At 26.8% G+C, this 12,365-nt stretch carries 13 protein-coding genes; 11 read left to right on the forward strand and 2 right to left on the reverse strand.

Features of this window, described 5'->3' with window-relative positions:
* Positions 1-141: 141 nt before the first annotated feature.
* Positions 142-318 (reverse strand): hypothetical protein, encoded by a 177-nt coding sequence (locus IC213_RS11145; protein ID WP_003420092.1) that lies wholly within the window; start codon positions 316-318, stop codon positions 142-144.
* A 527-nt stretch (positions 319-845) separates the two neighbouring features.
* Here IC213_RS11145 and IC213_RS11150 point away from each other — a divergent pair.
* From IC213_RS11150 to IC213_RS11190, 9 genes are all read left to right on the forward strand, one after another.
* Complete coding sequence (locus IC213_RS11150) at positions 846-1,790, forward strand: ATP phosphoribosyltransferase regulatory subunit (protein WP_227432936.1); 945 nt, start codon at positions 846-848, stop codon at positions 1,788-1,790.
* A gap of 21 nt (positions 1,791-1,811) precedes the next feature.
* Positions 1,812-2,438: an ATP phosphoribosyltransferase gene (hisG, locus tag IC213_RS11155; RefSeq protein WP_227432938.1), complete on the forward strand. Its 627-nt coding sequence runs from the start codon at positions 1,812-1,814 to the stop codon at positions 2,436-2,438.
* Positions 2,439-2,471: 33 nt separating this feature from the next.
* A complete protein-coding gene (gene hisC, locus IC213_RS11160; protein WP_227432939.1) occupies positions 2,472-3,521 on the forward strand; it encodes a histidinol-phosphate transaminase in 1,050 nt (349 codons plus the stop codon).
* A gap of 2 nt (positions 3,522-3,523) precedes the next feature.
* Positions 3,524-4,102, forward strand: coding sequence for an imidazoleglycerol-phosphate dehydratase HisB (gene hisB, locus IC213_RS11165; RefSeq protein ID WP_227432940.1), 579 nt, complete (start codon positions 3,524-3,526; stop codon positions 4,100-4,102).
* 1 nt (position 4,103) lies between these two features.
* Positions 4,104-4,709, forward strand: a complete 606-nt coding sequence (hisH, locus tag IC213_RS11170; RefSeq protein WP_227823747.1) for an imidazole glycerol phosphate synthase subunit HisH — start codon at positions 4,104-4,106, stop codon at positions 4,707-4,709.
* Complete coding sequence (hisA, locus tag IC213_RS11175) at positions 4,706-5,428, forward strand: 1-(5-phosphoribosyl)-5-[(5-phosphoribosylamino)methylideneamino]imidazole-4-carboxamide isomerase (protein ID WP_227823748.1); 723 nt, start codon at positions 4,706-4,708, stop codon at positions 5,426-5,428. The genes hisH and hisA overlap by 4 nt, the downstream gene beginning before the upstream one ends.
* Positions 5,410-6,168 (forward strand): imidazole glycerol phosphate synthase subunit HisF, encoded by a 759-nt coding sequence (gene hisF, locus IC213_RS11180; RefSeq protein WP_227863082.1) that lies wholly within the window; start codon positions 5,410-5,412, stop codon positions 6,166-6,168. Before hisA ends, hisF begins: the two co-directional genes overlap by 19 nt.
* Positions 6,169-6,196: 28 nt before the next feature.
* Positions 6,197-6,865 (forward strand): bifunctional phosphoribosyl-AMP cyclohydrolase/phosphoribosyl-ATP diphosphatase HisIE, encoded by a 669-nt coding sequence (gene hisIE / locus IC213_RS11185; RefSeq protein ID WP_227831127.1) that lies wholly within the window; start codon positions 6,197-6,199, stop codon positions 6,863-6,865.
* Positions 6,866-7,674: 809 nt separating this feature from the next.
* Positions 7,675-9,012 (forward strand): APC family permease, encoded by a 1,338-nt coding sequence (locus tag IC213_RS11190; protein WP_227432948.1) that lies wholly within the window; start codon positions 7,675-7,677, stop codon positions 9,010-9,012.
* 93 nt (positions 9,013-9,105) lie between these two features.
* Here the strand turns inward: IC213_RS11190 and IC213_RS11195 are convergent, their stop codons facing one another.
* Positions 9,106-9,954, reverse strand: coding sequence for an MBL fold metallo-hydrolase (locus tag IC213_RS11195; RefSeq protein WP_227823751.1), 849 nt, complete (start codon positions 9,952-9,954; stop codon positions 9,106-9,108).
* Between the two features lie 502 nt (positions 9,955-10,456).
* On the opposite strand from IC213_RS11195, the gene IC213_RS11200 reads away from it, so the two are divergent.
* The gene (locus IC213_RS11200) at positions 10,457-11,290 is read left to right on the forward strand and encodes a polysaccharide deacetylase family protein (protein ID WP_227432951.1); all 834 of its coding nucleotides are present in this window, start codon (positions 10,457-10,459) and stop codon (positions 11,288-11,290) included.
* Positions 11,291-11,358: 68 nt separating this feature from the next.
* A complete protein-coding gene (locus tag IC213_RS11205; protein ID WP_227432952.1) occupies positions 11,359-12,315 on the forward strand; it encodes a peptidylprolyl isomerase in 957 nt (318 codons plus the stop codon).
* The last annotated feature ends 50 nt before the right edge of the window (positions 12,316-12,365 follow it).

The following is a 12,365-nucleotide window of genomic DNA, read 5'->3' on the forward strand; positions in this document are numbered from 1 at the left end:
TTGATACTAAAATTTCTACAATGAAGAAAATAAAAAGAACTGTCTTATATAGAATCTATCTTCTACTATAAGACAGTTCCTTATTATAAATACAATTATATTTATAATAACCTGTTTATAAAAATAGCATATTCAAAATGTCTATTCCATAATTCCTTTAATGTATTTCTCATTTACGACATATAGTTTGAATTTATGTACTATAATTATATCCTCTAAATTCTCTGACACACTAACAATTCTAACACATTTATTTCTAATTTCTACAGGCAAATCTAAATCATTTGTTAAATTTACATAGTCATCATATTTATACATAAAATCATCCCTTTACATTAAGATATACTTATTATACTATATTTTAATAAGTTTTTTTAAATTATTACAATTTTTCCCGAAATTTCATTTTTTATACACAAAACTTCCAAATTAAGTAAAGATTAAATATCTAACTGTACAAATAAAAAATCATATAAAATATTTTATTTAAATTTTTAAATAACTATTGCCAATTTTTGAAAAGTATATTATTATTAATAGTAATAAAAAAACTGTAAATTTAGAATATTAATAAAAAATATTTGGGAGGAAATTATCATGGTGAGATTAAATGTAGAAAAATTAAATATAAAATTAAATCATCACCATCATCATAGATTAAAGGGATTGTAATATGAAATTGATTCATAGACACAAGCCCTGTTTTTAGTGTAATTGGTCTTGTATCTATGATGGGAAGTAATTTTAAAAGAAAATTATAGCCATATAGGTATAAAGCCTATATGGCTTTTTTATTGTTTTAAATTTGCAAATGTAAGAGTAATTTTAATGAAAAGGGTGAGAGTATGAAATTTTTAAGAATTGAAGATGAGGTTATTTATTCTAAAAAAAGATACAAATTAAAAAGAGAAATAGACAGGCTTTTCTTAGATGAAGAATATTTTCAAATAGAACCACAATTATTTGAAGAATATGATGAATTTACAAATATAAATAGTAAAATCCCAAAAGAATCTATGGTAAAGGTTGTAAATGGAAGAGTAATGGTGTTAAGAGCTGATATAACTACAAGTATAATAAAAAGCCTCATACCAAGATGGGAAGAGGGTTTAAAACTTAAACTTTTTTATAATTCATCTATATATAAAAATAAGAATACAGTTGGAATAAAAGAGATAAGACAGATAGGTTGTGAGTATTTAGGAGAATCTTCTGTAGAAGCAGATAGAGAAGTGGTAAAATTGGCCCTTAAGATACTTGAAAAGTACAACAATAATTTCATTTTGGAAGTTGGGAGTAGTAAATATATTAATGGATTATTAGAGGAATTAAAATTGAATAAGAATTGTGAAAATCAAATTAAAAACTTATTATATACCAAAAATAACCATGAATTAAAAGTATATATTGAAGATTTAAAAATTAAAAATGATGTAAAAGAATTATTATCAAATATCTTAAGTTTTCAAGGTAATCTATATAATGTTATTGAAAAGGCGCAAAAATTCTATTGTAATGATAAGATGAAACAAGCACTTGAAGAGTTAAAACAAATAAACGATTTAATTGAGGAATGTAATTTTTTAGATAAAGCTAGATTTGATTTATCAATGATTACAATGCTTGACTATTATGAAGGAGTTATGTTTAGAGGATACTATCCAGACTCATATAAAGAAATTCTAAGCGGTGGAAGATATGATTCTCTAACTAAAGAGTATGGAAAAGAAATTCCAGCTATTGGATTTACATTAAGTGTTGATGAGCTAATGAAGTATGTATATAAGTAAGATTGAAAAGGAGGTATTATTTTGGATTATTTAACTATAGCACTAGCAAAAGGAAGAATAGAAGGGGAATCATTTAAAAAATTTAAAAAAATGGGCTTGGGAGACAGTATAGATACTGATACAAGAAAGTTAATTTTTAAAGATGAAAAAAATAAAATCATATATATACATGTAAAACCATCAGATGTGGTTACCTATGTTGAAAAAGGAGTTGCTGACCTTGGTATAGCAGGGAAAGATACTATTTTAGAAAATGAAACAGATGTATATGAAATATATGATTTAGGTTTTGGAAAGTGTAAATTTGCAGTAGCAGGATTAAAGGGAGATAGCATATATAGAAAAGATGAATATTTAAAAGTGGCAACAAAGTACCCAAATATAGCAAAAAAATACTTTAAAGAAAAAGGTCAAAAAATTGAAATAATAAAACTAAATGGTTCTGTTGAACTAGCTCCAATAGTAGGCTTATCAGATGTAATTGTTGATATAGTTGAGACAGGTAATACACTTAAAGCAAATGGACTTGAAATATTAGAAGATATATGCGATATAAGCGCTAGGATTATATCAAATAGAGCTAGTTATAGATTTAAGTATGAACAAATTCAAAATATAATTCGTTTGTTTAAGGAAATTGATAACTAAAATATAATTAAAATTGACAAGGAGAGGTTTAGATTGAGAGAAAAAGAAAGTATAAGAGAACTAAAGGGATACGAACCAAATCATGTAAATTGTAAGGTAAAGCTTGATGCAAATGAAGGAAATAAAAAGTTGTTCAAGTATCTTGTTAAAGAGCTTGGAGATAGCGATATAGATTTAAATTTATATCCTGAAGACTCTTATAGCGATTTAAAAGAGTCTATAATAAATTACATAGATATTTCTGGAGTAAGTAAGAAAAACCTTTTAGTAGGAAATGGTTCAAGTGAAATAATTGATTTGATAATACATACTTTTGTAGATAAAGATGAAACAATATTAAGTTTTTCTCCAAGTTTTAGCATGTACTCTATATACAGTCAGATAAATGGTTCAAAGTTTATAGGTGTTGAGAGTGATGAAAATTTAGTTATAAATATAGATGATGTAATTGAAACAGTAAAAGAAAACAATCCAAAGATAGTAATTGTTTGTAATCCTAATAATCCAACAGGGGCAATACTTAAAAGAGAAGACATAATAAAACTTTTAAACTCAACTAACAGTTTAGTAGTTTTAGATGAAGCATATATGGATTTTGGGGAAGAAAGCATGTTAGAGAATGTTTTTGAGTATGAAAACTTAATCGTTCTTAGAACTCTATCAAAGGCATTTGGATTAGCTGGGATAAGAACTGGATATATGCTATCTAATAGTAGTTTGATAAACTCTGTTGAGAAGGTAAGACCTCCATATAACTTAAATTCATTGTCCGATTTCATTGCTACAAGAGCATTGAAAAATAAAGAAGTAGTTAAGTCTTATATAGATGAAGTAAAAAAAGAAAGAGAAAAATTGTATAAAGAAATAATTGATATGGGTATCAAAGCGTATGAGTCACAAGCAAACTTTATATTATTTTACTCTGAGATAGAAAATTTATCACAAAAGCTGATTGATAGAGGAGTACTAATAAGAAAGTTTAGTGGAAAACTAGAAAATTATTATAGAGTTACAATTGGTGATAAAGAAGAAAATATTATGTTTGCAAATGCTATAAAAGATATTTTTCAAAAGGAGAATTAGGTATGAGAGTTTGGAAGATAGAAAGAAATACACTTGAAACACAGATTTTAGTAGAACTAAACATTGATGGTACTGGAAAAGTTGAGGTAGATACTGGAATTGGATTTTTAGACCATATGCTTACTTTAATGGCGTTTCATGGTAAGTTTGATTTAAAGATTATTTGTAAAGGAGATATATATGTAGATGACCATCATAGTGTGGAGGACATAGGTATAGCTGTAGGAGAGGCATTTAAAAATGCTTTAGGGGATAAAAAAGGAATAAGAAGATATTCTACTATCTACATACCTATGGATGAATCTTTATCCATGGTGTCTATTGATATAAGCAACAGACCATATCTTGTATTTAATGCAAAGTTTGATACTCAAACGATTGGTAGTATGAGTACTCAATGTTTTAAAGAATTTTTTAGAGCTTTTGTAAATGAATCTAGAGTAACTTTACATATTAATCTTTTGTATGGAGAAAATGACCATCACAAAATAGAAAGTATTTTTAAAGCATTTGCAAGAGCATTGAAAGAAGGTAGCGAAGTAATTTCCAATGAAATAGCATCTTCAAAGGGGGTCTTATAAAATGAATATAATAGTAGATTATGGTCTAGGAAATATAGATTCTGTATCTAGAGGTTTTAAGAAGGCTGGAATAGAAACTAAAATTTCTAACAATTTAAATGAAATAAAGGAGGCAAATTCACTAATACTTCCAGGTGTTGGAGCTTTTAGAGATTCTATAAATGCTTTAAATAAGCTAGATTTGGTGCCAATAATAAAAGAACATGTGTCAAAGGGAAAGTTTTTAATAGGCATATGTTTAGGCATGCAATTACTTTATGAAAAAAGCTATGAATATGGAGAATATGAAGGGTTAGGTCTTATAGAAGGTAGCATTGATAAACTGGATATAAGTTTAAAAGTTCCACATATGGGATGGAATAATCTAAAATTTAATAAGAAAAATGATGATATTCTTAAATATATTAAAGAAGATGACTATGTATACTTTGTTCATTCATATTATGCAAATTCATCAAATGAAGAACTTGTTGCGTTTTCAGAGTATGAGAAGAAGATTCCAGCAATAGTTAGAAAAGATAATGTATATGGTATACAATTTCATCCGGAAAAAAGTGGAGAAGTAGGTTTAAATATATTAAGAGCATATGGGGAGATGATAAAATGATAATATTTCCAGCAATAGATATAAAGGATAACAAGTGTGTAAGATTAACTCAAGGTGATTTTGACAAAGTAAATGTATATTATGATAATCCATTAGAAGTAGCATATAAATGGAAAAATGAAGGTGCAGAATATATACATATAGTAGATTTAAATGGAGCTAGAAGTGAATTTGGTGTAAATACAAAAACAATTGAAAATATAGCAAACAATATAAAAATACCTATTCAAGTAGGTGGAGGGGTTAGAGATAAGGAGAAAGTTCAAAGTTTAATAAAAGCAGGTGTTACTAGAGTGATACTTGGGAGTATCGCAATTGAAAATATGGAGTTAGTTGAAGAGTTGGTTAATGAATATCAAGAAAAAATTGTTGTTTCAATTGATGCTAAAAATGGAAAGGTAGCGGTTAGAGGTTGGGAAGTTGTAAGCAATGTAGATTCTCTGACTTTATGTAAACAACTTGAAAAAATAGGAGTAAAGACGATTGTTTATACAGACATATCAAAAGATGGTATGCTTCAAGGTCCAAACTTTGATATATATGAAAAAATATCAAAAGAGACATCTTTAAATGTTATTGCTTCTGGGGGAGTGACTTCTATTGAAGATATTAAAAAACTTAAAGATATGAACTTATATGGAGCAATAATAGGTAAAGCACTTTATGATAAGAAGATAGACTTTAAGGAGGCTCAACAACTATGCTTACTAGAAGAATAATACCATGTTTAGATGTACGAAATGGAAGAGTTGTAAAAGGGAAAAAATTTACAGATATAGTGGATGTGGACAGTCCAGAAGTCCTTGGAAAATTTTATAGTGACTGTGGCGCAGATGAACTTGTATTTTATGATATAACTGCATCAAATGAAGAAAGAAAGACATCTTTGGAATTTGTATCTAAAGTTGCAGAAAATATAAATATTCCATTTTGTGTAGGTGGAGGAGTAAATAAATTAGAAGACTTTACTAATATTTTAAGAAAAGGTGCAGATAAAGTTTCTATAAATTCATCAGCAGTAAAAAATCCTGAATTAATAAGAGAAGCCTCACTAAAGTTTGGTGCACAATGTGTAGTTTTATCAATAGATACAAAAAAAAATGAAGCGGGTTCATGGAGTGTATATGTAAAAGGCGGTAGAGAGAAAACAGATTTAGATGCAATTGAATGGGCAGTCAAAGGTGTTGAACTTGGAGCTGGAGAGATTGTTGTAAATAGTATGGATGAAGATGGAATGAAAAATGGATATGATATAGAGTTACTGTCAAAAATAACATCTTTAGTAAATGTACCTGTCATAGCATCTGGAGGGGCTGGGAAAATGGAAGATTTCTATGAAGCAGTCAAAGAATCTAATGTAGATGGAATCTTAGCAGCATCTGTTTTTCATTTTGGAGAGATAAAAATAAAGGATTTGAAAAAGTATTTAAAAGAAATGGGTGTAGAAGTAAGATTATAAATTAAATATCTATAAGGAGATTGGAAAAATGAATGATAAATGTAATAATGTATGCAGTGAAAAATTTGAAGAATTTATAAAAAATGTAAAATTTGATGATAAAGGATTAGTTCCTGCTGTTGTTCAGGATGTAATAAGTAAAGATGTATTGATGTTAGCATATATGAATGAGGAGTCTATAAAGAAAACTTTAAAAGACAAAATAGCTTGTTACTTTAGCAGAAGTAGACAAGAATTATGGGTTAAAGGTGAGACATCTGGAAATATTCAAAAAGTGGTCAAGATTTCTTATGATTGTGATGTAGATACAATATTACTTTTAGTTGAACAAACAGGTGTAGCTTGCCATACAGGTAATTACTCTTGTTTCTATAGAAATTTATTTGATGATACTGATAAAATTGACTTTGAAGTACAAAAAAATACATTAAAAGAATTATATGATTTAATAAATGAAAGAAAAAACAATCCTATTGAGGGGTCTTATACTAACTATCTATTTGACAAAGGTTTAGATAAAATTCTTAAAAAAGTTGGAGAAGAAAGCAGTGAAGTAATTATAGCCTCAAAAAATGAAGATAAAAGTGAACTTATTTATGAGATTAGTGATTTAGTATATCATACATTGGTTTTAATGATAGAAAAAGGTGTTGAAATTGATGAAATAAAAAAAGAATTAATTAAAAGAAGAAAATAGAATAAAAATAGATTGATAGAAAATAAGAAAGTATACCGTTTTTTAAAAAAAACGGTATACTTTCTTATTTTCTATTTTATATTGTAGAAGAAAATCACAGGTTTCTTACTTAAGTTTATTATGTATACAATTTATCAATAAAACGATTATAATACATTATTTATTTTAGAAAAAATATAATTATATAATTAATATTTAAGAAAAATAATTTTAAATTAATTTTCATATTGAATAATATGGGCTGAAAAAGGATATGTTTTAAGATGAAATAGATATAAATTTTAATAAAAAGTAAACGTTTTCAAAACTAATATTTTATTTTTTACTAAAAAATAAAATATTAGTTTTGATTTATGGTTTAATTTGGGTTATAATAAATTGTTAAATTATTTATTACTATAAAATAAGCTATAAAATAAATAAAAGTGATACTATTTAGTCAAAAACATTAATAATAAAATACAAATTACAAAAATATAATAAAATGTTTTTGAAAACAGTGAAAATTTATTGCAAAAGGTTTAAATTAACTTTTACTTGTGGATAGAATCTATTCTAATAGATAAATAGATATTGAAATGTAAAACAATTTAACTGTTATGAAGAATGTATCATCATATTGGGATTTTTAATTTTTATAATTTTTTTAAAAAATTTTAATTTTACTTAAAAATTAAAATTTATAAAAGTTTAGCATATGTTATTTTATCTTAATAAATAATAAAAACTATTTTTCTATAATATTGGCATAGTAGATGCTTATATAACTATGAAATTAAAATTAAATAGGATGAAGTAGGAGGAAAAAAATGGGAAATAGTGAGCTAAAAAAGACTCTTGGTGTATCTGCAGCATTATCAACTGTTGTAGGTTCAGTAATAGGAGCAGGTGTATTTTTTAAACCGCAGGCAGTTTATACATTAACTGGAGGAGCTCCAGGACTCGGTATATTGGCATGGTTAATAGCAGGAATCATAACTATAACAGCTGGTCTTACAGCTGCAGAGGTATCAGTTGCAATACCAAAAACTGGTGGAATGATGGTATATATAAAAGAGATTTATGGAGATAAATTGGGATTTTTAACTGGATGGATGCAAATTGTATTATTTTATCCTGGGATGATGGCAGCATTAGGTGTCATATTTGGAGAGCAAGCATCAGCTTTAATTGGTAATTCATCATTATTACTTCCAATAGCAATTGGAATTATAGTGATAGTTGCAGGGCTGAATATGTTGGGTTCAAAAACTGGGGGAGCTATACAAACAATTTCTACAATATGTAAATTAATACCACTTATATTAATAATGATTGTTGGATTTATTAAAGGCGGTGGAGATAATCCAATACTTAGTCCTATGGTTGGTGAAGGATTAAGTCTAGGAAGTGTAATAGGTCAAGTTTTAATTGCTATATTATTTGCATTTGATGGATGGATGAATGTTGGTACTTTGGCTGGAGAAATGAAAAATCCAGGAAAAGACCTTCCAAAAGCTATAATAGGTGGATTATCAGTGGTTATGGCTGTTTACTTTGTAATAAACTTAGCATATCTTTGGGTATTACCAGCTAGTGAGCTAGCTAATTACGCTTCACCAGCATCAGCAGTTGCTGAGGTTATATTTGGTTCAATAGGTGGAAAAATAATATCTGTAGGTATATTAATTTCAGTATTTGGAGCATTAAATGGATTCTTATTAACTGGTTCAAGAGTGGCCTATACTTTAGCAACAGATAAAACTTTGCCTAAATATAAAGTATTTTCTAAATTAAATTCTGCTCAAGTTCCAGCAAATTCTATAGTATTAGTATCTGTTCTTGCAGCTATCTATGCTTTATCAGGTCAATTTAATTTATTAACTGATTTAGCAGTATTTGCTACTTGGATATTCTATGTATTGACATTTATAGGGGTAATGAAGCTTAGAAAAACTCACCCAGATATACCAAGAGAATACAAAGTACCACTATATCCAATTGTTCCAATAATAGCTATAGTGAGTGGTATATTTGTCGTAGTTAATCAATTATGCTTCGCGGGTATGAAAACTACTATGATATCTGTTGGAGGTCTTATAATAACAGCTATAGGCTTGCCAGTGTATGCTTATATGACTAAGAAAACAAAAAATGAGTCTAACTAGTTTATAAATACTTTATGATTATATAAAAAATAAAATCTCAATCTATAACGTAGATAGATTGGGATTTTATTTTTTTATTTTTAGCTTTTATAATTACACCTCTAAAAAATCACCTGTCTTAAAATACTCTATTTTGTCTCCAAGTAATTTTTTCATGTAATCAAATGCAACTAATCCTGTACAATGGAATGTATATATTTTCTGAAAACCAATTGTGTTAAGTTCCTTTATGACATCATCTATGTATTCTGTAGAACAGTTAAGTCCACCTTGTTTTGATAAATTATCCATATGAAATCCTCCAATAATAAACTTAATTGATTTATCTGGAAAGTATTTTTTAACAGTATGAGCGATATTTACAATTCCACTATGACTACAACTACTTATTATTGATACATAGTCTCCATCCACATATACTAAGAATAATTCGTGTTTAAAATCATCTTCAATAAACATATTGTCCTTAAATTTTAACAGATTTTTATCTCTACAAAAGAAATCCTTATTATTGTTTTTATCAGAGAAGATATAAAGATTTTCACTAAGTTTGTAAAAATCATCTATCCAAATAAAGTTTTTATTAAAATCTTCAAATAAGCCCTTTCTATTTCCTATATAGTAGTTTTCTTGCTGATTTTCGTTATGGTAGAAATATTCATATAATTTAGCTTGAGATTTTATATAAACGTTAATATCTTTATTAATTTCAAAAAATTTATCTATACCACCAATATGGTCGGAATGATTATGAGATATTACAAGTGCATCTAAATTTAATAAATCAACATTTAAATTTTTAGCATTTTCTATAAAATTTCCACTTTTTCCTGTATCTAATATATATCTTTTATCATTAATTTCTAAAAATAAAGATAAACCATGTTCAGATTTTAAGTTTTTGGAGCCAGAAATATTTTCAATTAAAGAAATTACCTTCATAAACAATACCTCCCAATAATATTTTTAGAATTTTTATACAACTAATACTTATATTGTAACAAATTATTATGTTGTAATGTAAAAAGTTTCCTATAAAGTATAACACTTTGTAGACAAGTTTATAAATTTTTATTTAATAACAAAAACAAATGTATATGAATATATAAAATATAAGGTCAAAACAAGAAATAATATTATTTTCTTAATATATTTCTTATTTTAAATTTCTATTTTATAGAAAAAAAATTATAAATTTTAAAAATTAGAAACGACATTTTAACTAGTATTAATTGTAAAAAACACTATATAATACTCAATTTTCAACATTCTATACAATTATACAGAAATTATACAGCATAATAATCAGCAAAATAACAAATTTTAAAAATTAAGTAAAACTTTTTGTCGAAGTTCAACGTCTATATATATGTAGTGTAGATTCTGATTCTAAAATACTACAAAAATATAAATGTAAAAATATAGTAATATTGGAGGTCGAACGATGAGAAATAAAAAGAAAAAAATAAATAGAAAGAGATTGTATTTGCTTTTAAGTGCTATAGTAGTCTGTTTAGCATTTATAATAATTGGCATACGAGTTAGTTATATGAACATGAAAGAAGATGAAATTAGTAGAAATGCTAAACTATCAAGTTCTACTATTACAGATATAATATCTAATACATCAGCAGAAGTTAGTAAAGGGCCTAGTAAAAGTTCTGGAAAAGTAGCATACATAACTATAGATGATGGTCCATCTAAATTTACTGACCAAATGATAAAAACTTTAAATAAGTATAATGTTAAAGCAACTTTTTTTATGATAGATGGAAATATGAAGGAATATCCACAGCAAGTTAAAAATATAATTAAAAATGGGAACACAGCAGGTTTTCATAGTGTATCTCATGATATTCATAAACTTTATGTTACTAGTACATCAGCAAAAGATGAATTTGATACGAATGATCAGACTCTTTATAGTATAACTGGTAAACATTCAAAAGTAATAAGAATTCCTTATGGAAGTAAACCATATACTCCACAAGCTTCATATCAAGCCTTAGTTGATGCAGGGTATAAAATTTGGGATTGGGATTTAGATACTGAAGACTGGAAATCTAATTCTGCACAAATTGTACAGAATGTAAAAGCTCATATTAAGAATAGAAAAGGTGAAGATAAGGATCAACTTGTAGTTTTAATGCATGAGAAAAAACAAAGTGCAGAAGCTTTAGATTCAATTTTAAAATTTTTATCAGATGAAGGCTATGAATTTGCAGCAGTAGAGCAAAATCAGATACCAAAAAATTATTGGTTACGTAATTTGGAATAGTAAAAATAAAAAATGTTGATTAAGAGTTTTAAAAATTGAAAATAAAAAATGAGTGAGGTGTAAGTGTTTTGAATAAAAAACTTTGTGTAGGAATGGTCGGAGTACTATCTTTAATGATGGTTGGTTGTAATAAAAGTTTAGCTAAAGTGAATGATGTAGAAATCACAAAGGCGCAATATGAAAAAACAAAGGCAGTATTATCTGCTACTAACAGTTATATAAATGGTCAATCTTTAGATGAAATGGAAAAAAGTTTAGATAAAAAAGGTAGAAATAAATTAGAAAATGTTATAATATCGTTTATGGTGGATAATGAACTTTTATATCAAGAGGCTAAGGATAAAGGATTAACTCCAAGTAAAGGTGAGATAGACTCAAAATATCAAGAACTAGAAAATGAAATGAATTTGAATACAAGCTATAAAGAAAAAATGGACAAAGCAGGTGTAGATAAGGAATATTTAAAGCAAGAAATATCTAGAGATTTAGCCATAGACAAAAGTAAAAAAGCCTTTGAAAATAAAATAAATATAAGTGATGCTGAGATGGAATCTTATTATGTAAATCATAAAAAAGATTTTAACGTAGAAGAAGTAAGTGCTTCTCAAATATTGATATCAACTTTAGACAAAAATAAAAAAGAAGTAAGTAAGGATAAAAAAGAAGCTTTAAAAAAAGAGGCAGAGAGTATATTGACTAAAATCAAAAATGGAGAAAGTTTTGAAGCATTGGCTAAAAAATATTCAGATGACAAAGCGACTGGAAAAAATGGAGGTCAGCTAGGATATTTTTCAAAGAATGATAAAAATGCTGAATTTACAAAAAAAGTATTCAAATTAAAGAAAAATGAGGTTTCAGGTGTTTTTGAAACTAGTTATGGATATCATATAGTCAAAGTTACTGATAAAAGAGAAAGACAAAAAAGTCTTAATGAGTGTCAGAGTTTAGTAAGAGAATCTATTTTAAACGAAAAATATATTGAGCACATAAAAAAATTGAATGAAAGTGCAAAAGTAGAGAGATAGAATCTATAAAAACTCAATCCTAGCCTGTAGCCGGAGGGAGATTTTACAGG

It is taken from the genome of Clostridioides sp. ES-S-0049-02 (assembly GCF_020658465.1).
Classification (GTDB): Bacteria; Bacillota; Clostridia; order Peptostreptococcales; family Peptostreptococcaceae; genus Clostridioides.

Excerpts from the sequence above, each read along its gene's own strand:
- IC213_RS11145 (WP_003420092.1), bottom strand. The coding sequence starts at position 318 with ATGTATAAATATGATGACTATGTAAATTTAACAAATGATTTAGATTTG.
- IC213_RS11150 (WP_227432936.1), top strand. The coding sequence starts at position 846 with ATGAAATTTTTAAGAATTGAAGATGAGGTTATTTATTCTAAAAAAAGA.
- hisB (WP_227432940.1), top strand. The coding sequence starts at position 3,524 with ATGAGAGTTTGGAAGATAGAAAGAAATACACTTGAAACACAGATTTTA.
- hisH (WP_227823747.1), top strand. The coding sequence starts at position 4,104 with ATGAATATAATAGTAGATTATGGTCTAGGAAATATAGATTCTGTATCT.
- hisA (WP_227823748.1), top strand. The coding sequence starts at position 4,706 with ATGATAATATTTCCAGCAATAGATATAAAGGATAACAAGTGTGTAAGA.
- hisF (WP_227863082.1), top strand. The coding sequence starts at position 5,410 with ATGCTTACTAGAAGAATAATACCATGTTTAGATGTACGAAATGGAAGA.
- hisIE (WP_227831127.1), top strand. The coding sequence starts at position 6,197 with ATGAATGATAAATGTAATAATGTATGCAGTGAAAAATTTGAAGAATTT.
- IC213_RS11190 (WP_227432948.1), top strand. The coding sequence starts at position 7,675 with ATGGGAAATAGTGAGCTAAAAAAGACTCTTGGTGTATCTGCAGCATTA.
- IC213_RS11195 (WP_227823751.1), bottom strand. The coding sequence starts at position 9,954 with ATGAAGGTAATTTCTTTAATTGAAAATATTTCTGGCTCCAAAAACTTA.
- IC213_RS11200 (WP_227432951.1), top strand. The coding sequence starts at position 10,457 with ATGAGAAATAAAAAGAAAAAAATAAATAGAAAGAGATTGTATTTGCTT.